This window comes from Paenibacillus sp. FSL M7-0656, from assembly GCF_038003225.1.
Classification (GTDB): Bacteria; Bacillota; Bacilli; order Paenibacillales; family Paenibacillaceae; genus Paenibacillus; species Paenibacillus amylolyticus.
This window is the reverse complement of sequence record NZ_JBBOOT010000001.1, coordinates 6,882,595-6,906,511: the sequence shown is the minus strand read 5'-3', so window position 1 is coordinate 6,906,511 and position 23,917 is coordinate 6,882,595. Positions and strand designations below refer to the sequence as shown.

The window sequence follows — 23,917 nt, the reverse complement described above, 5'->3', positions numbered from 1 at the left end:
GCGGGAGGGACGTTATGTATGAGACATTATATAAGATATGAAGGGCTCAGACGACAATCAAGCCTGATCCTTTTTATCCAGCATTTTAGCTACTTTTCGCATAATTCTAGAGACTCTCATCTGGCTAATGTCTTCCATATCTGCGGTCTGGGTTTGATTAAACCCTTCAACACGATGCTTCAGTACAGTCACTTCTTTCTCACTAAGCTTGCGCTTGACCGAATCAATAACCGCATCAACGTATAACTTGTCCAGAATATCTTCTTCAATATTCTCCCCGCTATAGATGGTATCCATCAACGTCACGGATTGAGTTTGTTGATCATCAGCACCTACAGGCTCATCCAGGTATTTCACACCTTTACCCACTTGAAGTGCTTTATTGATCTTCTCTTCTTCCTCATCAAGCAACAATGCGATTTCATGTGCTGGTGGCAGGTAGCCCATATCGTGCTCAAGTCGATTGATTCGGTTAATTAATTCCGTAGCTGTGCGAGTTGGACGAATAATGCTTGCACTATCTCTCAGAAAACATCTGATTTCTCTGACAATGGCAGTAACACTAAACGAACTGAATTTTACGCCACGCCCCGTATCAAATGCTTTAACCGCTTTGATGAATCCCAGACGACCCAGTTGAAGAATATCATCCTTCTCCACACAATGATTCTTAATAATCATTTCGGGTTTTCCAATATACTTATGAACGGAATGCCATATCAGGTTCTCATTGACCAGAATACAATCCCCGAGGAAATGCTCATCGAGCTTACAACGTTCAATATTTTCTACGTCATCCATTGTGTAATGCTTCTTGTCTGCCTGCAAATTCGTGCTAATATGTTCTGGAAATTTTCCCATTTGGATCTCCCTATGTAAAATTGATAAACGGTCTTATAGTATTCAAATTCTATTGTTAAATGATGTTTATTGACCTTTTTTGATTATTCCAAGCATCTTGTTATGATGTTCCTTCACTTGATTGTAGTACCAGGGGCGAGCCTTTCCCTTATCTACATTGCCCTCCCCCTGATTGTACGCAATAATTGCCGTACGAAGATTTCCGTCGTACTTATCCATAAGATATTCCAAGTATATAATGCTTGTCCTGATATTCGTTTCAGGCTGATGTAGCTCCTGTTTACTCACTCCAAACGATTTCGCTGTGCTAGGAAGAATCTGAAGTAAACCAATCGCTCCATGGGATGATTCACTTTCCTCTAACATCCGGCTCTCTTGCCACATCATAGCCAGAATCCAGACGGAATCGATATCCGTATCCTTCGAATATTGAACTACCCACCTCACATACTTCAGCAGCTTTGCCCGGCTCACTGTTTTCTCATGTTGGAGTTCTATATACTGCTCAAGCATATCCGTCATTTGTATGTGCGTAGGAGCAACCGATGCATCTTTAACTTGTTTTCCCTGCTTTTCTTGCTTCTCTTGTTTTTCTTGCTTCGTTGGGTTTACTGGCTTTACCTGCTCTGCTTCCGTTGCTTGGTATTGTGAAACTAACACCACCACCGCAACAACAATACCTATTACTCTTTCTAAAGTGAGCAACAGATTCGCCCACCTCCTTACTGAAAGCCTCTATATTATAGATGGAATAATCTAATACCTAAGTTAGGATTGGTCTTGTTCACTTGGCTGATATACAATGATTGCTGCAAATTCCAACGTGTTACTGGATGGATCAACGGTGGAGGTAAACTCCAGTCCGGTAACGAACGTGTGCGGCTTGGATAACATCCATGCGTTGATTAATTCTTCCACACCTGCAGCGCTAGGGGACACAAACGTTTTTACAGCTAAATCCGAAGCGTAGTTTAACACTTTCATTGCTCTTCACCCGATGACTCTTGTTCCTCTTCCTTTTTCTCTTCAATGAGTTGATTAAACTCCTCTTCGGTCAGTTCATGAATCTCCAATTCGTAAGCACTTGTCAGAATGTACCCCATACCATCCGTTAAATGAACGTTATAAAATGTTTGTAGTTCTTCATGAAAGGTACCCTCTTCGTAGTTGAATCCAATAACGGCTTTTTCGTAACCAGCTACACGACCAGCAAACCATACGTTGGCTTTCGTTGTTGCGCCGGTTGGCGTCTGGATTTCATGCATATTGGTCGGCGCGTGGATATACTTTCCAATCATACTGGCTACGATTTCTTCCGTTAATTTATCATCTTTTGCTTTGATCATATGTGTCATTGAATTATTCCTCCATTAGTTAAAGTCTCGCGAATATTCTTGCCCTTACATTCTCTATACGTGTTATCGGAGCGGCAGTTAAATTGGAGCCGCAGATGAAGGATTGGTTCCGCTGCTTAGGACCATATAGTTCGTCCGCATATGGTGTACAGCCACGTCCAGATCAGCCACTCGTTTGGAGACAAAATCTTCGATGACAGGCTCCAATGGCCTGAAACCTACAGCCAAGATCGGTTTTTTATGTATATACGCATGATGCATGATCACAATATCAGTAGAGGTCAAATGATCCATTTCCAGATTAACCAAGACAGCATCAGCCTGTACCACTACTTTCTCAATGATCAAGGTATACTCCCTGTTGCTTAAATCAGAAGCTGTCGAAGAATCATGACTTGCCCAAGCGATATCCGAATACCCCTCTAGACGTTCCACAGAAAATCCTAAAACCACCACACTAAGCATCCTTGTTCCGCCTTTCTTTCTGTACTAATCTCTCTATACGACATAAAAAAGCACCCAGTTAAGGGTGCTCTCTCTGTTCTATGTAGGTTACTGAATCTATCTTCATCAAACTTAGGCTATTAATTGCCACTTATGACTACAATGCTTCGTATTTCTCACGAATCGCTTTCCATAACTGGGATATACGTGCCTTGGATACACCTAGCATTCCTGCAATCTCTACAAATTCATACCCTGAAGTCCGAAGCTTAAAGATTTGTTTCTCACGTTCGTTCAGCCTCATATTTTCCATAATATCTGTTACAAACTCAAAGTTCTCATAAGCAAACCCAGCATGACCAAGCGCTAATGCGATGTCTGAGCTTTCCGATTCATCGCCACCACCCTGATCCGTGCACATGATCTGTACAGCGTTAACCACACTGAGATTTTTCTCAGACATACACTTGCGGTACATGTCCTTGATTTTATTTTCGATAAGATGATCAACAAACGTCGACATTTTGGCCTTTTCTGCATCATACTTGTCCAGGGAATTAACTAATTTGATCATAATCTCCTGGGTCACATCCTCTTTCTCCATCCCGGCAAACGTTTTACCTCTAAGTTTGTGACGACACTTCTCCTGAGCTTTATTCAGGAACATGTCTATATCCCCAATCTCAAATAAATCATCAAAACCCATAGCAGTTGTAGCAGACATTATTCATTTCCCCCATTAACTATTTAATTATCAGTAATCGTATTCTTTCTTCACAATCTATTCGCTATCCAGCATGATCTTACTCTACATTCCCGCTTTTGCTCCCGAAATCTCATATACCATATGTAGTCTTGTTACACACAATTGAAGCTAATAAGCCTAATTACATACAAACGATCAAGAAATCTCCCTTTGATCCGCCTCCCCATTCCCATCCTATTACATTCAGAATAACAAATACGAACTAGTGTTCGCAACATTTATTTATTTCGTTCGCTTATATGCCTTTTACTGACTATATACGAAGTATACGGTGAAAGGTAAAGCAACATTTTTTACAAACAAAAAGACCAACACAGAGCGCACCACTGGAAAATACCAAAATGGTGGAATGTGTCGGTCTTGGTCTGACATCTATTTCGTCCCAATTACCGAAGATATGGCCTTCAAGTTCTTTAACAAGGTTATAGGCTTCGTCAAGATTATTAATCTATTCGATCGCCATAAGGGTAGTATAAGGAAATATGTAGGATATTGTCAACGACAAAATTTGGTTCCTAAGAACCTGTCCAGCATTCAAACGTTAGTTCATAGGTCTTAAGGCATGTTGATCTCATCATTTTTCAGCAGCACTTCAACATCCTTGTTCATCTTGAAGACTGTAATCTGCTCTGCAAAATCATGACCAAAAAATGTTGTTTCGATGTCTTCGATCTTCAGACCCATGTTGATATAGGAGAAAACGGGGTTGAAATCTTCTCTCATCATATGTGCTAGCTTCATCTTGTATTCGGCGAAAATTTGACTTGAGTGTGATTGCATATGTTCCAGCATGAATGCTTCAGGCTTGGTGAATTTTGCTGTAAACTTTAAGATGATAAAATGATTCATGATAGAGACTCTGGTATCTACCGGCCCGCGCTCAGTAAAATCTTTTCTTATTCTGGATGCCAACTTTGCGAGCTCTCTTTCCAAGTCTTTTATCTCAATGTCCCATCCCTCCTTGCCAATCATCCTGACACCTTCTACTGCCCCTGAACATATGAATTCAACCTAGTTTAATCAAAACTGCTTGTACAAGACAAGTTTCAATGGATGCATTAAATCAAGTCACTATCAACTTTTCATGAAAAAGGAATAGACCCCAGAACTAGGATTGGGGTATATCACTTTATTAACTATATTTTATAATTATTCAAATAAATCAACACTTGGTGCTGAAAAGCTAACATTAGTTAGCTTATACGCTTAATTTATCATTTCATTGGTGAGCTCTATTTTGAGCAGGCTAAACGCAACCAGGTTCAAAACGACATTGGCACCATAGTCTCTTTCGATCAAATCGAACGCTTCTTCCGTTGCTCCAACCAGATCCTCCTTATCCGAGGTCATCTCGGTAGTGACAATTTCCTCATTATTCAATGCAAACGTCAGCCTGTACAGCATCTGTATTCCCCTCCTTAGAGGTCAATTCAATATTTCGCACATCAGTAAGATCAATGATATGAACCACATCGTCTGTATCTTCCAACGTAATCGATTTCCCCTCGTTCTTGTGTTTGGTGAATAGTCGGCGATATTCTTGCTTAACCTCATCCCCAGTTAACGGGATTTCGCGTACGACCTTATCCGAATCTTTCTCTTTTTGTTGTAATCTAGGATTATCTTCCATCCAGTTCACCGTTTTTTTCTTCCCACTTCCCTTGAAATAGAAATGAGCAGTAAGTTCAATATTCATCGTACACTACCTCCCGGAATAATTACGTTCTCATACTACTTTCTCTATACGTCTTGATCAGCTAATTGTTAATGCTAATCTTCAATGCAGATGTGGGATACACAAACTATTTTGTTGTTAAAAGAAAAAAAGGACAGCATATGCTATCCTTCCGTATTAGTATTTCTTAACCGCTATACGATTGCCGTATGAGTCATATATATATTGGAAGTTGGTTTGAACAGGTGTTGTTCCCAACCTGGTGATGGACTTGGCCACCAAGCTTCCCTCATCATCATACTGATAGATGACATCAACCAAAGTAGGAAGCTGCACGAAGTCTAGACCATCATATCGATAAATCTCACCAATGGAAGTGACCATGAAAGATTCATGCTGTGCATAACCTTCTGGAGAAGCTGGCATGGTCAGTACAGGTTCTCTAACCAGTTGCTCGGTGTAGTTGTCTGTAACGACTTGTCGAATAACTCTTCCCTGATTGTCAAAAGCAAAATATGTAACCACATCCGTATAATCTACCAAATCGCTGATCGATTCCCACGGATCAATGACATTCAGGCGTTTTCGTTCACCCCAAGTCATGCTCACATGGGTTTCTCCATCGCTGATCATATCGGCACTGTGTGTGTCAGGATGTGTGTAATGATTGGCCTCAAGCTCGATGTTGGACAACTTTTCACGTTCGTTCAGAGTCATGATAACGTTATGACTTCCATCTGTTAACATATCAGCACTGTGTGTATCCGGATGGCTATAGATCACCGTTTTGGTACCATTAAGATTAATCGTTCCATTCTCAGGATGGTTCGAAACTCGATCACCACCCACCTTTACATATTTCCCACCGCTGTATGTATAGGTCGTTGATTCATTTTGATTGCTTGAGTCTTGGCGTACCAAATACAATCTTCCTGCTTCACCTACGGTTGGAAGTTCTGTTTTGAGTCTGACCGAGACCACGTTCCCTACTGACACTGCGTCCAGCCTGCCATCAAGTGAGGCATAAGAATCCCTGGCTTGTTTAACTTCACGTTCTACTTTGGCAGCTTTGCTGTATGAAACAATATCCATGTGGTGGTCCTCCTCTCACCTTGTAGTCAAACCAACGACCTCAATATCGAAGTTGGCCACATCTGTACCCAGATTTTTTAACGACAAGTGAAGTGTTGAAGTCCCATCTACGTCCTCATATGGCAAATCGATCATATCGTAAATCCCTTCCATAAAATTTCCCGTCGAGTATTGGGCATTGTTGAAATAGAGAACCTCTGGATGTGGACCCGCACTGTTCAAAACATGAACTTCCACATTCGTCTCTCTGGACGGAATGACCCTAATCGTTTTGATCATGAATCGAGGATGTTCCATGGGAATATCAATCATTGCCTTCGCCCCACCGCCAACATACTCTACTCTTTGGGCAAACGATACCGGCAATAGCACTTTTCTCATCTCCTCCATCAGTTTCCATGTCCTGTTCAAGAGCCTTCCCTCCTTCTAGGAATATGTGTATCCGGATACCGTCGTGGACGAAGATGACTATCAGATGTGTTGCCACTTCCGCTGTAGGACCAATCCCCCCACGTTTTCCCCACTAACCCAGCCTGTTGGACAGGAATCTTGACCTTAATACACCAATCGAGCCCCGCATAATTTTGTTTCACTTTGAGGCCTCTTATGGTATCACGAATTAAACCTACTCCACTGGACTGGGTCAAAAATTTATGCTTGAGTATCATATTTTTTTCATTAGGAACTCCCACTCTGGTTCGTGGCCCATAAATATACTTATCCGTAACGTATCCAATCAATTGATCATTATGGATGTCCAGCATCCTCCATGTACCCCAACGGTAGATGTCAATTAATTCAGCCGTAGTGGATAACGTTCCTAATGAATAGACTATCTCCTTACCTTCAATGGTGACCGGAACAGCATCAAGATCGTATCCAATGCCATGGAGAACTGCCGCCTTACTCTGGGTATAGAGAGAACCGCTCTCGGCGGTCCCTACAACTTTCCCTTGATGTATAGCCATGTCCATCACCACCTTAATTCATCAGGACAGCAACCGTAGCGCCTGATAAGAAGCTCTGTCCACCAATCGACAGCGAGTATACCTTATATGTTTTAGTGCCCACTTTGATCTCATCTCCATGGGAAACCCCGGCAGAAGGTACCGCATAGATATCAATAAGCTCTCCCCTAGGACCTTCCACACCATTACACATAATAACCGGAGCAAGATGATAAAGAGACCCCCACCCTGGATTAACAGGAAGCATGGCAGAGTAGGCATCATAAATGTTATTCACCATCTGTTTATCTTTATCACGCAACGTCCGGATACCATTATCCCCATTGTAGCTGAGGCCAACACTCAAACTCGAGGAATCTGTCTCTGTGGCATACCTGTTCAGAATTCCGAAGTAACCCAGATTGGATATACCGGTAACCGAGTTCACATCCCCCTGCAAATAAATAATAATCCGGTTTGGTTGTACTGAAACTTGGTAATCGATTAATAGATTCGTATCAACGGCACTCGTATGACATAGGAAGTCCTTTTTCACTTCGGCTCTGCCCAAAGGAATACTACCATCTGTTGCCATCACATCTTCAGCCACACTCACGGTCAATTTATTTCCCGTAGTTCCCTTCGTGTTTCCAACCTCAAGTCTGAAGAACAGTTTATCTGAACCCGTTGTGCCCACCGATTTAAGCACGATCACACTCGCTGTCTCGTAAAAAATGGACCAGGGAGATCCCGCAATCGTTTTAAAGCCTTGAACAATATTTGCAAATAATTCATTCATCTTAACTTTGCCTGTGAAATTAGCCATCCCTCATAAACACCTCCTATATTTGGAAAAGTAACGCTCTTTGTCCACCACCAAGCAGTCTGGCTCCATGGAAGAACTTCGGTCTTGAATACACAGGAGCCAGGTTCGAATTGTGGTAATAACGTCCATAGTCTGTATTCGGATAATCCTGATCTACGACATGAAACACGTAATACTTGCCATCATTGCCAAGATCCAGGATCGATCCGTCCGGGTGCTGCGCACTGTTTTTAAATACAATGGAACGCATACCCTTGAATTCACCCCTAGCTCCTTCAGATGGATGATAGACCATAAAAGGCGTAACATAGTATCTTGAACCTACACCTGGAGAAGGGATGGACTCTGTCCCAAAATTGTACAGTGCGTACTCCGTTCCATTCCGTGAAGTCATCACGACACCTCTAGGAGTGTCATATTGATCTGATATGTTGTTATCCGAAGCGGATAAAGGCATATGTGGGAAAACGCCATAAAATTTGTTGGCAATCGCCGGGTCTTCTTGCTCTAAAGCCTGGCATTTGCCTAGGAATATTCGTACTGGGTAAGCTCGTTCCGGGTAGTTCAGACTCTCTCCGTGGATAAACAGTATGTCCTCATTCGTAATTACAGACCACTTATAGTTCACATTGTACTGCACGTTATGACACAAAAATGGCGTTTCCGTCATGAATTTATCTGTGTCCACTGGCGGATTTATGAATAGATCTGGTGATGCCACATTGCTTCCCAGGTTCTTCAGTCCCCAGCGAATGTTGACTCCTCTGGCGTGCGCCCATACACACATGGTAAAACGCATGGATGTATTTTTTTTATTGGTAAGCAGCGCGTTTCCCCAATTGGCATATGTCGTTTCGGCCGTATGTATGGTATCCCAGTAAGGATCGAGTGCATCTTTCAATGTGTTAACAAGCGTTGAAGTAAATAAGCTTAGCGTACTGGTAAACTCGTGTCTGCGAATCATGGTCATGCACTACACCTCCTTCTCGATCTCGAATAGCAGCACCCGTTGTCCGCCACCGAGAAGTAAGGGAGAGTCGAAGAAGTAGGGTTGGCCGGTGTAGTAAGCTCCATTGCTTGCATAAAAACCTTGATGTGTTGCGGGATGCTGTTGATTCATAACATGAAAAACATAATAGCGTTCGTCTCCAAGATCTAGAATAGAGCCATCGGGATACATACCTGCATCCCTTAAAACGGCTGTTCGAATACCATAAAACTCCCCACGAACACCTTCTGATTCATGCCATACATAGAAGGGCGAGATAAAGTACCTCCCACCCAAACCTGGAGAAGAGACTTGAGAGCTTGTTGAAAAATGATATAGAGCATTCGCTGTGCCGTTTCTTGATGTTCTCACATAGCCTCGCCCTGTACTGTACTTCAATTTGTCGTCCGACATATTCAAACCTAGAGGATAATGTCCGAAAACGCCTACAAAATCGTTAGCCACTAAAGGGTCCTCATTTTCGAAAGGTTTCAATTTTCCAAGATACAATCTTACTGGATACGCTACGTCAGTAGCATTCTGTGGCTCACCTATCATAAAAATATAATATTTTGATATGAACAAGCTCCATTTCCAGTATACATTTGGGGCAGTGCTTCTGTCGGAATAGGCCTCGTTTACGCAGGTGTTTAATGGTATTTCTGACACAGCGCCTACTTCAGTATAAAGATCCGGTTTAACTACTGAACCATTGTTTCTATATCCAGTTCTAAGTAAATAACTCCGTGTATAGTCATTAGTATAATAATTAGTATAAAATCTTGATATATTCATACTTATTGTAAAAAACAAACTTGGATCATTTTTATTTTTTGCCGTTATTGTGCCTTGGTTTCCTGTAAATCTACTGGTACTATTCCAGCTTCTTGGAATCGAGTATTCATTCGTTGTATTGTAATCCCATTCCCAGTTGGTATCTCCATATAACTCTTGGCTCACTGTTTTATAGAGTTCTGAAATAAATGTGGACGAGTAAGAATAAAACTCGTATCTTCGTAGCGCGCTTAGTAGAATGTTCTCAGCCACTCTAATACCTCCTTAAGTCCCGAATCTTAAACTCATGTCACGAAATATATGTTCCTTAATAACAGCAAACAAGACTGTTTTCACCATGTCGCTTCTCTCTCTTATGAGATTCTCTTGATAGGACTGCTCTTTTTCCCTAACTTCATTCTCCAACTCCACACCACTAGCAACCTCATAAATTTTAGGTAGCCCTTTAAGTGAAGGCAGAAACTTATGAGCCACATTATCAAACAGAATATTGCTTTCAAAAGCAAAGATTAGAATTTCAATTTCCTCTGTACTGAATGGCTCTAAGTGATTGCCCACTAATTTATCCATAATGGTATGTAGTGCAAATTTTACATCCTGCACGGTCCTCGTCACGTCAAATCACGACCTTTCTAATTTTTACTTGTTTGATGTTACCGCTAGCATCATATTCAAATGCCTTCTGAACTCCTTGGCCGTCATAGATCAAGGTCTCAGTCTTAACGGTACCATCTGCATTGTAAGTAAACGATGTTTTCTTCAATAGCTGTGGATTCAAATCTACTGAGAATACTTCTTCTGACTCAATGTCACCATTAGAGAAGTAGTTATATACGACATCCAGCTCAAGTGTACTTCCTTCAAGAAAGACAAGTCTCCTCCGGATGTCCGTGTCATCGAAGGTAGCACCTCCTTGAAGCACATAATACTCTGCACCATTGTTAATTTCGCGCAGTACTCTACCCGTAATGTCACGCTGATACTCAATGGACTTGATCTGTCCGTTACTCTCAGTAACCTCCTGTCGTTCCAGATTTCCATCCGCGCTATAGAAGTGCTCAATGGTGCGGTTGATCCCTCCATCAATCTTCTCCGTATGTACTTTTCCATCTGGATAATAGGTATATTCGGTTACCGAAGTGGTGTTAATAATTGACCCACGACCAATGACAGTTACTCGGGCTTCCTTGGGCACATCAAAAGTAAACCGTATAAGCGTATCATTATATTCAATGTAATCGTCTCCTGCATCCATGCGTATTCCATCCAGAAATACCTCTGCGGAATTTGAACCAATCACATATCTGGGCACTTGAAAATCTCTAGTCGTCGACAACCTGCTGTTAGGAGCAGAAGTAAAATGGAATACGGATTGATGCTCCATAGTACCTCGACTCTCAGCGAGTTCAAGACGACTCTGCATGTTGTCGAGTCTGTCCTTGAGAGCATCATAGACAACTCCGTTTTTATCTTCTTTTGAAGCCACAACTTCTTTAGCAGTTGCTTCTAATTGGACTTCCATCGCTTTGATCGCCGTATGATGTGTAGCAATTGTTGTGGTTTGCTCACCAACGTTTTTTTCCAGATCATCTACACGAATTCCCAATGCAGACATGTCATTTTCAACAGAACCCTTTGTTAAGAAATACCTGAAATCCAAAGCCGTGAGTGAAGTTGTTGGAGAAACTCCAACATCGAGTCCACCTATGATCATGGCATCCTTGGGCTCTTTTTGATCTGAGCTATAAGTGTACTCCCCATTTTCATGAAGAAAAATATAATATGTCGTATTGGCTTCAATGTCTGAAATGCTGAATGTCTGAGAAAACTGATCCACAATAACCTTGTTGATACTGGCTCGTCCTGCATTAATCGTAACTTGGACACTGTTATTTGCATCTAGGTACGTGGGGTTGGTAACACTGAGATCCTGAATGGGTTGCTTCACTACAACTTCAATCGCTTTCTCCAACGTGTCAAATCGATGATCTATGGATGCCTCTGCTCCACGTGCTTCTTTTATCTCCGTCTCCGCAAGACTCAATCTCTTCTCATGGTCATCCTGACTCTTGGAAATAGTATTGACATCTGCTCTTGCCGTCACAATATCCTGCTGAACATCATCCAATCGTGAGCTGTTTGAAATAACCTTAGTCTCGACATCGCCTAATCTCTGCTCATGATTTTTTACTGCGTCTCGGCTATCGTGTGCAGATTCTTCTACGAGTGTGATTCGATCACCTAGACTAAGCGCATTCCCTCTGGCTTCATCCAACTCTGCAAGATAGGAATCAATCTCATCATGCGTACGGACCCCAATATCACTTAATTCCTTATGACTCTTGGCGGATGATCGATGAGACTGGTTAATTCTTACTGACATTTGACCACCTCCATTCATGCCTTACATGATCTATACGTAATTACTCCAATACGATTAAGTCATATGTATGTCGAATACATCTGTAGCGAAAATTTGACCTGGGAAGCATACCTGTCTTGAGATTCTTCCCTTTCCATTCGCAGCCAGAATGGATAGGACGCTCCTGGTAGAATGGTAAACGCGGTGATCGAGTAGCTGAAAGACCCCGGAATGCCTTCAACATCAGGCGCAATCTGCACTTTATCCGTCCCGCTTGTGAGCGCAAAGGTTACATTTTTAAAGTCTCCTGATATCATGGGGTTCTTGGCAAACATTCGAACTTCTTGTGTAGCAGAACCACCTGCCGTTAAATAGCCTAGAAACCTATCCGTGTTGGGATAGAGAAGCACATCGAAATCTTCTCCTGTTTCAGGATTTGATTCTTTGTAATATAAATCTGGTGTAACCTCAAAATACATTAGGTCTCCCCTGTATAACTTTATAGAATCCATGGCCTGAAACCGATTTCCATCCGGAAGCCTAATCCCAAAATTGCCCTCAAACGGATATGAATATGGATCCATGTTAAAATGTACAACCGTTTCTTCAGATCGGCATACCCTGGACTCAAGCACAACACCATTCTGATCGATTAGATCAACCACAGTTCCTTTGGTTAGATTGTCTACGGCAATAGATGTTCCTTTGTTGATTCGAATATACTGAATATGCATGGGGTGATCACCTTCACCCTTCAGATAAAGACCAATTTTAGGGGCTCCCACCAGTTCTACAGAACCAATGATGTTCCAAATCACGCCATCATCCGACCAATACGCCGTATAATAGTTATAATCTCGAATCAAACGTATCCACGGGTAAGTCTTCAGCAAAGGCTTGGGCAAGGACATATCCAAAAACTCTTCAATCTCCATGTAGTTATGTTCATCTACAAACACGATAACTCCACCGTAACATCCCTCTGTATCGGGATTGTAACTGTTCTTCACATCCATGACGAATTGCTTCATATCTGTCAAAGGTTTATAGAACATATACAGCGGATCTTGACCATGTTTGAGCACCAGGCTGCCACTACCCGCTTCATATCGAGTAGCATCGTTAGGGAGTACTTCCCATTTGGAATCCAGGTTGGAGCTTACGAACGCATCCTCATAAATCCTGCCTGACTCTTTCAACCTCACAACACCCATACAGAACCTCCTTTCTTTACGTGAATAGCCAGATGCGTTTACCGATCACACACATCTTGGGCCTTGCTTTCCAAACTTCCAGCAAACATTTAATAAGCGCTTCAACACACTTGTCTCCACCACCACCTTCGCAGTAAGGAATGACGTAGACGTCATCACATATCCAGTTGGTCAGCTCCATCCAGTCCAGATTAGCATATTCGTAACTACGCGTACCCACTTCCTGAAGTGAGGTGAACACCCATTTGAACTCATGTTTGCCTTTGGGCACTGGATGTGAAAATGTATAGTATCCACCCTCTTGGGTGAATGTTTTGATAAGCTCATCGTCAATGAAGAAATCCAGTTGACAATCAAATGGCTCAGGTACCCACACCCATCGTTCGTAGGCTTTGAAGTCATGCACCCGGAAGGTGGTTAGATATCGTTTTCCTGTCCAATCGCTGATTTGCCCCTTCTGATCTGTTGTAATCTCCACCTTATACTTGCTATATGGCTTGGGAGCCAGATCATTCAGTTCGAAGCCACGATACCCATCCCCGTAATACTTTTCATCCCATAGCACTTTTCCGTCCTCACGTGTAATTTTTACGCGCATATTACTGTTATCGCATCCACCCATCCAGATCGGTTTATTATTCCAAACTTCAAAGTGAGTCACCTCAGCCCAGGATGGATCAACTTTGATAATATCATCAATATTCAGTTTCCCTCCCCAGATCATTGCGCCATCTCCCGGGCATCCTCGCTCGAATCGAACACGAACCTCGTAGTTTTTCTTCTGATTTGAAGTGTTTTCGACTTCAATTGAAATGATTTGATCATTTTCAGTTGTTACTTCTCGTGGTGGAATTAGTAGTTGACCGTCCTCGTAAGTTTCAATGACAATTTTGGTTCCTCGACAAGCCCTATCTCTATTCTCGTATAATCGAATAACGTCGAGCCAGGCATGACTACCACCATCTGGCGCAGTCGTATCTGGTCCAGGTGGATTCCATGAATCTTCTCCTGGATGGGGAGATTTATCCTTTAGATATATCCCCCCCTTCGCATCAGTGCAATAAGCGCCCCAGGTCTCTGTAAAGCTCCCATTACTAAGCGTGAAACCACCAGCATCAAGACCCGTGGCGTTCGATGAGCCCTTATTTTTATGGAGTGTGTATGTAATGGTATATTTAGTTCCAGGTTCTAGGTTAGTTGGAATTTGGATGCTTTCACCTGTTTGGTTACCTGCTTCTACTTTCAATTTTCTAAGAAGGCTTTTTGCCCCAGTCTTAGTATTTGTCAATTCAACATCTACATAGGTTTTATTATCATAAATAGAGTAATTAACTAGTTTATCTCCGTTTTTACCGTTAGGATCTTCAGTTCGAATTTGAAGGTTCTTAATGGATGCATGATAAGGAATCCCTTTTGAATCTTCATCTTCGTCTTTCAAGGTATCCGTAAGTCCAATACACAAGGTATAAGTACCCGGCTCCTTAACAGTCACTTTTTTGTTAAAAGGTATTGCATCCTTCCACTGCTTATCAGTAATGGATTTGTAGTTAATTATTCCTTGGTTGTACCCTAAATTTTTCTTCTCATCTAAGATGACTACACCTTTTTTCGCCTCTACTTGTGTACCTTTGTAATACTGGACACGAAATCTGGCTTTCTCATCTCCATCAAATAGATAACACATATAATCGAAAATGATTTCAAAGCTTCCATTACAATAAAATTCAACGTAAACTTTTCTGGTGTGTTCACTTCCAAAATCTGAATCTTTATTACCTGGTCTGGTATTACGGACATCTATTGAGTAATAATTTAAATTTTTACCCGGCTCTTTTATTCCTGCTTCTGCTTTGAAAGTAGAATCTTTAAGCGTTCTTAATCCATATACCTTTAACTTTTGAACCGGGTATACAGTGAGATATTCCGAGAATTGAATCGTCCCAACGTCGGAAACAACAAAATCTCGTTTAATGGCTTTATTGTTCGTAACACCTATCGCATATGCTCCACCAGATCCTGAGAAGACCTGTCCCTGATTATAAGCCTTCCACAAAGCATTACGATCAGACTTACCTGAATAAAGCTTTTGCCCGTATTGAATGTCATGATTCTTGAACGAAGCTGGATAACACTCTTCTCCAAAAGGATTTTTAACTGCTATACCTGATTGATCATTACCGGTACCATTCCCTCCGGAATTTGCTGATCCATTTTCTGCTCCGCCTGTACTACCATTACCTGGTGCATACGCCTTACCATCCCGGTAAATCCAGCGGAAACTGTGACTCCCCGATGGTAATGGATACATACAATTTGTTCCATCGTCTCCATTGGATTGACTCCCTGTCCAGACTGAAACACCATCAATTTGAAGTTCCAGTTTCTCGCCGATGTCAAATTCCCCTCCATACTGCCAGCAGATATATCCTGAGTTGTCTAACTGTGCTTCAAACTCGCATATGAAATCCTGATCATGACCTTGGGCCCACATCACGCCATCTCCGACTACAACTTCTTTCCAATCCCAACTCCCTATGAACCTCAATGCCTCATCATAGTTGCCTTCGTCATTAAATATCTCTTCAAACACGTTCTCATCTCTTGTACCTCCTTTATCAGGATTGTACGCGGGGTCCATTGCAGGATAAATACGCATATGCTCTTTTACACTAAACTTGGCACCAGGGTTCAACTCCGCCTTATACGTAATCGTATCTCCATGTTGTTCTGTCCTTGCACCAGCATCCGTAACATCCCAGTTCCTTGTCACATCAACATATGAGCCTAGCGGAGATAAGGTACGATATGTATTGCCGGTGTTGTTTCCATAGGTGAACGGTTTATCCATCTCATATATGAGTGGTTCTTCGGTCAATCTATCTCGAATATAAAACTGTATTAGATTAGTACCAGCCTCTAAAGGGATACGTATCTGATCTCCGTGACTTTGCATGGTTGTATAATGTTCTAACATACCGTTGACTGTTACCTCGAACGCTTCAGTAGTCCTCAATTGATGAGAGTAATTGAATAAAAACCAACCATCATCATCTAAAATCACCTCTGTTTGGGCAATCATATCACCATGCTTTGGTTCATCCAGACGCAAGGTATCATTGTGACGAATCCAACTGGGATTTCCCGACATTGTCCATTGATAATTCCCAATCCCTTGTCCATAAAGACTGGGCTCCCAGTGATCAATTTCTTGAGGTGGACAAATGACCTCAACTACCCCTTTCAGGTCAATGGTCGTATCATGCCCTGCAACAATTTCATACTCAATCTTGGCTAGGTCGGTTTCCGTTTCTGAATATTCTCCATTTAGTATCCACTCCACACCATGCACTGATCGAGCATAGCTGCCATGATCTCCATCCCCGCGCTGGGTACGTTGAAGCATTTTATCGTCGAAAAACAACTCATAATCATGATCAGGATAGGGCTCTTCATCTACACCCATTTTGTAGGCAAATGAGATACTTCCGTTACATTCGTTGTCCAAATCCATTATCATAGTTTTCTTTCGTAAATCATCTGCAATAAATTGACCTTGAAAATGCGCTTGTGCCACACTTTGTGGGGATCTTACTACCCAATTACCGTACTCATGTACATGCTCCCCATCCAAATCATAATCCAGAGGCGCAGGCGGCTTGCGTGTATCCACAATCTCAACAACTTCAACATCCTTGATATAGATACCATTGTTCTGCCATACTTCGGGTCTCATTTTGCGGATTAACCAGTCGAACTTGTACATCTGTCCTGGCTGCAACGTAAATGCAGCTTCTTGCCATCCGCTATTCTCGCTCCATTCGCCCCCAACTTGCTGCCCATTAATATAGAACAGCATGCCATTACCGCGCTTGGCACTAGCCAGGTACTTGAACCTGATCTGTCCATAACGCTTCACACGCCAGTTAAATGTGATTTTGGATGAGTTGCCAATCTCCAGAAGCCCTAAATCCAGTTTTAAGATCATCTCTGATCCAGATTGTTCATTTCGGCCTACGGAGTGGACAGCTACCCATTCCTGATCCTCCGTCGATGATACATATCTGAAGAAATCAGGGAATTTATTCGAGAACGGGACGTCCTTTTTCATTGAAAAGAGCGGAATCTCATATACGGTTGCATCAAAATGATTAAAGTAATTCCCACTAAAATGATGGTAGTAGGGTGCCGGACATACGGGCAATGATACACCATGATGACTACCGCCAGGCTTCTGAGCATTTTCAAGAATCTTGTGAATACAATCTTTAATCATCTGCAGTACTCGCTGATATTGTGTTTTATCTGGAGGCTGCTGTTGTTCTACCCACCATTCAATCCTGCGATACATATTCCACAGTGCTTCACGGCATCGTACACTCGCATACCACGACTTATCTTTCAGATATTGCTCAATGATTTGATCAATACTGTTTTCCAGTGCATCCAATTGAACCGTCTGCCATCGTCCTATCTGACCGTAACCTGGATCACCCAGAATAGGATTATTTTCTTCACCATGCCGGTCCGTTTCACTCCTCGGTGCATTGGGACTCTGCGGTAAATACGCAGGGTTATTGGGGTTGCCGTAACTTTCGTCCGCAATCTTCGCTCTCATATTCGCGAACAATACACCTTTCTGTGACTTGGAGAACAAACCAAATGTATGACCCATACCAATCACCTCCCAATCTCTCTATACGACAAAAAGAGCACCGAGTTAATCGGTGCCCGTCAGATCATATTGCAATTTCGAATCTGTGTAGATCTGGAGTTTATTTTTCATGACCGACACGGACAATGTATACCATTTTTCCTTCTCCCACTTAAAGGGTTGCATCGGAGAACCCACTGCAGTTGGATTGCCAGCAACGATTTTATATAGCTGCATCGGCGTTCTCATATCCAGACTGTTATCGCTATCTCCTCCGTGAACCATAAACATCCAATAATTATTTTCATCGAAGTATTTGAAAATAATTCCTGCGCCATTCCCATCCGTACTTGTATCCACCTTGAAATCAATGGAGAACTTATACGTCTCAGCCAGGAAATTATTGCGGTACCATCCACTGATGTCCTTCGTATCTGCCTTGGAATAAAACTTTCCAAGCAATGGATCCCGATCCCAATCGCCTTGACCGAATTTAGTCCAATCGTCTGATTGGGATAATTCCAGTGCATCCATATCCTTGGAATACGGATAGTACACATTAAATGGATCATTCGGATCATAGTCCTCCGGCACACCCAAACCACCTTCCCAATCTTCAGGATCCATCCCTCGATCGAGCAGATCTTCCGAGTAATCGAATATAAGACCCTGTGCCATGGTGTCCATCATCGGAATGTAAGCATCAGCGGTTTCACGTTCAGCCACCGGATGATCAGTCAGTGTGAAGCTCTCACGTGGTTCCATCTTGGCTTCGTGATACATTTCCATAAGATGAGCTGTTCTCTCGGGAAGGAACGCGTGCAACTGTTCCAGATACTCTGCTCTTTTCTCAGGTCTTTCAGCGAAAATAAAACCTGTGATGACTTGAGAACAGCGTTCTTCAAATGAAGCCATGAGAGAATCAGGATCTTCAATTTCAGACAATCTGGCGTTTGCTGTTCCAGTCGGCCACTCTCTTTCTATGCTAGATTCACGTTCCTCTGTTATCCCTTCAAAATCATCTTCACTAAGATAACCCGGGTCTATTAACTTACTGCCAAAACTCTCGCCGTCATTAACAATGTAACTTGTGTATGGCAGACTATTTCCGTAACTTAACTCCTCACTGGAGAAAGCAAACCTCTGGAGTGTGGTACCATATATCCCATCAAAATGCTCACCGGCTCGCTCATCCCCAACGCCACTTTCCATTTCATGTAAATGACCATATCGATCTATTTTCTCCGCTGCGAATTGCTCCCAATCCAGAGTCGTGCTTCTTAACAAGTTCATTCCAGAATCCAATTGATGGTTATACGCGTCATAAGAACTTCTGGAGCTCATGAACGAATTATCTTCAATATGAACGTCTCTCGTTTTAAGGTAAGCATATTCGCTTCGGATCAGGTCTAGCTGTTTATATTGGAAGCCAACCAGTTCCATGTCCAAAATGGATTCATTAAATTCCTTGTTTCCGTAGAACATGTCCTGATCCAACGATCCATTTCGCAGTTTCACTACATCATTGATCGTCTCATGGGTATGCGCCCATCTTTCAGCTTTTACCCCCAAAAGGTTGTCATGAAGGAATGCTGACCTATCCTCTTTATTTAACTCAAGCGTTTGGATCAAATCAGCTTCATTACCGTTTTTAAACGCATGAATTTGCTCATCAATAGTGGAATCTTTGGCATTTTTCAGACCGTACATGTTCTCTTCCAAATATCCATATTGCGGTTTGTCAGCGAGCAGATTCTCTTCCATATTGCCGTACTGGGGTTTGTCCGCTGAGAGTACAATCTCTGTTGTTCCATACTTCAAGTTTGTTCCACCAACAATCTCAACTGGAACATCACCGTACTTCAGATTCGTTCCGCCAACAATCTCTACAGGTATATCTCCATAAGTGAGCCCCGTCCCACCCACAGATTCCACTGGAACATCTGCATATTTCAGATTTGTACCGCCTAGTGGTAACGTGAGGTCAAGGTAACCATTTTGCGGTTTATCCGCTATAAGTTGTTCTTCAAGATTAGCAATCTTTTCAATCGTGCTATCAGTTGTCTCATGAAGGTAAGCGTCATGAGTATGCTTGTATGCAAGAATCACATCATGATCCAGTGCTGAATCCTTTTTACTCTTTATCGAATCATAGATCAGTTCGACCAAGTCAGTATCTCTGATACCTTTACCACCGTACCAACCCTCACCATGCAATTCACTCAAGCGTAACTTGACAACTTCACTCTCAATTTCATGAACTGATGCCTCTTTCACGATTCTTGTAAAATGGTTATCTTCAAGCATGAGGGATAATCTGTTCATGTTATCCGAAATGATTTCAACGTTCAATTGTCCTTTGCGCATGATTGAATGAGCCGTCAGCATATCGTCAAGATTCGCAGATTTCATTACAGTAGTGGCTAGAGATATCTCATCTTGCACCGATCCATATCGATCTACCCTAATCGCTTCAGAAGTAATATTTACCAACGTGGATTCCCAAGCTTGCCGCATACCTTCGTTAAACTCAATATCCATCGCACCTTCTCTTGCCCACGATGAACCAAGCGTATATCCAATCTCAGCTACTCCATCTCGATATTTCGAGCTGCTTATGGAATAATCCTCGCTGAGCAGCGCAGATCTCCATGCCAAAGTCGCCAGTGAGTAATCTATATCAATAGCTGCCTGACGTGGTTCAATCATGCCAATAGAATAGCTCTCATTCAAATACAACTGTCTGATCTTGGCTGTGCCTATGGAGTACTCACCACTGATTAAACCTTCTCTTATTGGATTAGTAGCCATAAGTTGTTGATCATACGAGTATCCCTCACGAGTCTTTGACGTTCCGATAGCATATTCGCTGTTCAAAAGCATCTGGCGCAAGTTCGTGCCACCCATGGTGTATTCATCATCAATTATTCCATATCGATACCGGGAAACCCCGCCCATATTAAATTCGGTATGAATCACACTCTCACGGTTCATGTTGGAACTCACGATATGATGGTCGAGAGCCATTCCGTCCCGTTTATATTTTGCGCCTATCCCGTACTCATCAAAGGTTTGTCCTCTGCGTTCAACTTGACTTCCTTCATACGCTGGGTCATCCGGGAATAATCCCCCTCCAGGATTCAGGTAACCTAATGAATCTTCGAACTCAATAATAGCCGGTCTTGCATTAAAATCTGCGCCGTAAATGACTTCCGTAATTTCGCCATGCTGATCTTCCTTTACTTTCACTCCCTCGAAAACGTCTGTCTCTAGAGTAGAATTACGTCTGTTCAGTTCAGCCGATCGAGATTCATCCTCAAGTACTGTTATGCTCAAATCTTTGGATGCTTCTGAGAGTTCCGTCCCTATATCACCAAGCTGAGATTCCTTCGCACCTTCGAAATTAAAGGAAATGATGCCTGATCTGCTTCCTTCTTTATCAGCTGTTAAGATCCCACAATCGATTAACGCATCTACCCGCTCTCTAACCCCAGCCAAAAACGGTTCATCAAAATAAACCGAAGCGCCTGCATTATTCACAGCTTCCATCATCATTTCCAGGATGACTGCCGGACTGTTCTCCAAGATCTCCCCTACGATAAATTCCTCGTCCAGATATCCAGGGTATGCTTTATTCCCCAACCATCCTCCACCAACCAAATTGTCCAAAAGCTCATCCCGAATCATGGTTGGTCGACTATTATCTCGGATGGATTGCAGGGTCGTTTCCAGATGTAACTTTTTACGATCTCTATGTGATACAAGTGGTTTCTCTGTCAGATGTACATGCTTCTGTTCGTCGTTCTTTCCATACGAATTTAGCTTTTCGAGCATGGTAGAACGTAATAATTCTTTGTCAGCCAAATGGTCCTCAGACTCAGGTAACCACAAATCATGAGCCAACGCTCTTTCTGCCGTTGTTGAACCAGCCTTATAACTTTCAAAGGATGCTTTTCTTTCTGCACCTTCTTCGCTGTTCGGGATGAACAAATTCCTTTTTTCTGTTTTTGCAGTATGGAACTTGTCCTCAATATAGCTATCGAACTTGCTTTCCCTTTCACCAAGTGATTGCTTGTTGAGTATTTCAAGAGCCTCTGCAATCACTCTTTTGCCTAACCTACTCTCCCTCTCTACATACCCAGGAACCTTACTGATCCTTCTGCTCTCCTGCAAATCTCTGAAAACAAAACCGTGCTCCTTACTTTCACGATAAGCCTGTTCTGCATGACGGTCCACCTCACTATGAACCACATAAATTCGTCGTGCCTTAGGATGCTCGTGCTCAATATACATTTTCTCCAAATAAACTCTTTGCCCCGTAGTCAGATCACCTATGACGTTCATATCTTCTGCTTGATCTCGAACAGCCCAAGGAAATTGCCTTTCCACATCCGTAATAGTGCCTATATCTCTGGATGCCAAAATGATACCGGATGCTGTAGTTGCTGGATGTTTGTCTATAATTCTGTGAGCTTGGAGCGGATGCCAAAGGGTATCACTCGGACGAAAGACTAACGCATTTCGATGTTGGTCACGGCTGCTTTGACTGAGATCATCATGAAAGTAAAGTTGCTTGAAGACTTCTCGCGTACTTCTCATTTCGGTATGTAGAACAGTCGGGTACTGACGATCCTTCAGTTTGGCAAGTACATTCTCGTGAGTTGTCATTTCATTCTTAATAACCCTCGTAGCATGATTCAGTTGTGAAAGAAACATATTCTCTTCGTTGTCTCTCATTGCTTGAACAATTTTGCCTGTAGTCGTTCCACCAAACGTTGTTGCTCGCACAGCTGTTCCCAGTGTATGCATGAGTGTCAATTGTGAAATGTTATCCACTCTTTGGGCTAACGGCAACGTCCGATCAAGGTGCATATACTTTATTTCCTGAAATCTACGAATATAAGCAGTCGACATATCAGAGAAAATGGATAATTGCTGATGATCATCTACCCTTTTCCCAATCATGGTAGCTTGATCAGCAAATGTTTCTTTATGATCATCACGTAAACCTAACAGGTCCTGATATAGAATTTCCACATCTTGTTTGCTTACTTTCCGGGACTGGAGACTTCTCTCAAGTTCTGTACTTCTGAAGTGGTCTTGAATGGCTTCTAACAAAAAGTCATTTTGTGCCCGGCGTCCAATGATCTTCTCCACTTTCTCGAAAACCTCTGCCACATCCATATCCGGTTTATCGTTTCGAACAGAGTGTATCAATTGTTTAATCACCAGTTCAGAGCTGTTATCTTGCTCTGCACTATCTGCATAGTCCGCAATCATCCCAAATTCACTAACCCTGAAACTGATTTTTCCAGGCTCCAGCTTATCCAGATTCTTAACAAAGTTACGAGTTAAACCCAAATTACGGACAATCTTTAGCTCTTTATCGTTATCTACGCGCCAGCCCTCTGACATATCTTCAGGAATGAATGAGTCCTTTAAACCTCCGGGCCTGTGGCCTTCATCGTGATGATCCATCTCCAAAGCTTCAATTAAAGCAGACCGCTGCATTTCAAACGAAAATTCCATGACATCGCCTTGCTTGGTAGCTGAGCTCGATCCTTCCATGGAACTGTGTAAAAGTCCTTCTTTATCCTGTTCAGCATCACTTAGAACAATAAATCGTTCTTCTCCTTCCAGATCCTTGCGAATCGCTTCCACAAGTTGATGATTAAATCCATGAGAGATCGATCTTGCCATGTAAAAATCAAGCATCAGGACACTTGGATACCGGCTGTAAGGCATGTATATAAATCGATAATCCTCAGGCCTGCTTCCTGTAGTTCCGACTGTAAACAGGTAACCGTACTGAGTTGTCGTGTAATCTATAACGGTGAAATCAAACTTATTGACTACTTGACTCACGTCACTGCCCCCTTCCAACTAAAAAAAGGGAACCCCTGAGTGGAGTCTCAGAAAGTTCCCTCTCACTGAATCTATA

20 protein-coding genes are annotated in these 23,917 nt (G+C 42.4%); all 20 read right to left on the bottom strand.

Annotation, left to right across the window (positions count from 1 at the left end):
- Nucleotides 1-57: 57 nt before the first annotated feature.
- Nucleotides 58-861, bottom strand: a complete 804-nt coding sequence (locus MHI01_RS30260; protein ID WP_315371738.1) for a sigma-70 family RNA polymerase sigma factor — start codon at nt 859-861, stop codon at nt 58-60.
- Between the two features lie 66 nt (nt 862-927).
- A complete protein-coding gene (locus tag MHI01_RS30255) occupies nt 928-1,566 on the bottom strand; it encodes a lytic transglycosylase domain-containing protein (protein WP_340984774.1) in 639 nt (212 codons plus the stop codon).
- Nucleotides 1,567-1,629: 63 nt separating this feature from the next.
- A complete protein-coding gene (locus tag MHI01_RS30250) occupies nt 1,630-1,845 on the bottom strand; it encodes a hypothetical protein (protein WP_340984773.1) in 216 nt (71 codons plus the stop codon).
- Nucleotides 1,842-2,216, bottom strand: coding sequence for a hypothetical protein (locus MHI01_RS30245; protein WP_282320899.1), 375 nt, complete (start codon nt 2,214-2,216; stop codon nt 1,842-1,844). Before MHI01_RS30245 ends, MHI01_RS30250 begins: the two co-directional genes overlap by 4 nt.
- A gap of 78 nt (nt 2,217-2,294) precedes the next feature.
- Nucleotides 2,295-2,651: a hypothetical protein gene (locus MHI01_RS30240; protein ID WP_340984772.1), complete on the bottom strand. Its 357-nt coding sequence runs from the start codon at nt 2,649-2,651 to the stop codon at nt 2,295-2,297.
- Nucleotides 2,652-2,817: 166 nt separating this feature from the next.
- A complete protein-coding gene (locus MHI01_RS30235; protein WP_051447053.1) occupies nt 2,818-3,384 on the bottom strand; it encodes a sigma-70 family RNA polymerase sigma factor in 567 nt (188 codons plus the stop codon).
- Nucleotides 3,385-3,981: 597 nt separating this feature from the next.
- Complete coding sequence (locus MHI01_RS30230) at nt 3,982-4,398, bottom strand: Na-translocating system protein MpsC family protein (protein WP_036607758.1); 417 nt, start codon at nt 4,396-4,398, stop codon at nt 3,982-3,984.
- Nucleotides 4,399-4,632: 234 nt separating this feature from the next.
- On the bottom strand, nt 4,633-4,830 hold the full coding sequence (locus tag MHI01_RS30225) for a hypothetical protein (RefSeq protein ID WP_340984771.1): 198 nt from the start codon (nt 4,828-4,830) through the stop codon (nt 4,633-4,635).
- Nucleotides 4,799-5,122, bottom strand: a complete 324-nt coding sequence (locus MHI01_RS30220) for a hypothetical protein (protein WP_127550961.1) — start codon at nt 5,120-5,122, stop codon at nt 4,799-4,801. Before MHI01_RS30220 ends, MHI01_RS30225 begins: the two co-directional genes overlap by 32 nt.
- A gap of 156 nt (nt 5,123-5,278) precedes the next feature.
- Nucleotides 5,279-6,193 (bottom strand): hypothetical protein, encoded by a 915-nt coding sequence (locus MHI01_RS30215; RefSeq protein ID WP_340984770.1) that lies wholly within the window; start codon nt 6,191-6,193, stop codon nt 5,279-5,281.
- 15 nt (nt 6,194-6,208) lie between these two features.
- Nucleotides 6,209-6,604, bottom strand: coding sequence for a hypothetical protein (locus MHI01_RS30210; RefSeq protein WP_036672279.1), 396 nt, complete (start codon nt 6,602-6,604; stop codon nt 6,209-6,211).
- Nucleotides 6,601-7,161: a hypothetical protein gene (locus MHI01_RS30205; protein ID WP_340984769.1), complete on the bottom strand. Its 561-nt coding sequence runs from the start codon at nt 7,159-7,161 to the stop codon at nt 6,601-6,603. Before MHI01_RS30205 ends, MHI01_RS30210 begins: the two co-directional genes overlap by 4 nt.
- Before the next feature lie 13 nt (nt 7,162-7,174).
- Nucleotides 7,175-7,966 carry a hypothetical protein gene (locus MHI01_RS30200; RefSeq protein WP_127550969.1) on the bottom strand — a complete coding sequence of 264 codons (792 nt, stop codon included), beginning with the start codon at nt 7,964-7,966 and terminating at the stop codon, nt 7,175-7,177.
- Nucleotides 7,967-7,982: 16 nt separating this feature from the next.
- A complete protein-coding gene (locus MHI01_RS30195; RefSeq protein ID WP_340984768.1) occupies nt 7,983-8,936 on the bottom strand; it encodes a hypothetical protein in 954 nt (317 codons plus the stop codon).
- 3 nt (nt 8,937-8,939) lie between these two features.
- Nucleotides 8,940-10,001 (bottom strand): hypothetical protein, encoded by a 1,062-nt coding sequence (locus tag MHI01_RS30190; protein ID WP_340984767.1) that lies wholly within the window; start codon nt 9,999-10,001, stop codon nt 8,940-8,942.
- Nucleotides 10,002-10,013: 12 nt separating this feature from the next.
- Entirely contained in the window at nt 10,014-10,319 is a 306-nt protein-coding gene (locus tag MHI01_RS30185) for a hypothetical protein (protein WP_340984766.1), read from the bottom strand.
- A gap of 46 nt (nt 10,320-10,365) precedes the next feature.
- Nucleotides 10,366-12,132, bottom strand: a complete 1,767-nt coding sequence (locus MHI01_RS30180; protein WP_340984765.1) for a hypothetical protein — start codon at nt 12,130-12,132, stop codon at nt 10,366-10,368.
- Nucleotides 12,133-12,191: 59 nt separating this feature from the next.
- Nucleotides 12,192-13,325, bottom strand: coding sequence for a hypothetical protein (locus tag MHI01_RS30175; RefSeq protein WP_076328288.1), 1,134 nt, complete (start codon nt 13,323-13,325; stop codon nt 12,192-12,194).
- Between the two features lie 16 nt (nt 13,326-13,341).
- Complete coding sequence (locus tag MHI01_RS30170) at nt 13,342-17,997, bottom strand: hypothetical protein (RefSeq protein WP_340984764.1); 4,656 nt, start codon at nt 17,995-17,997, stop codon at nt 13,342-13,344.
- Nucleotides 17,998-18,042: 45 nt separating this feature from the next.
- The gene (locus tag MHI01_RS30165) at nt 18,043-23,841 is read right to left on the bottom strand and encodes a hypothetical protein (RefSeq protein ID WP_340984763.1); all 5,799 of its coding nucleotides are present in this window, start codon (nt 23,839-23,841) and stop codon (nt 18,043-18,045) included.
- Nucleotides 23,842-23,917: the final 76 nt, after the last annotated feature.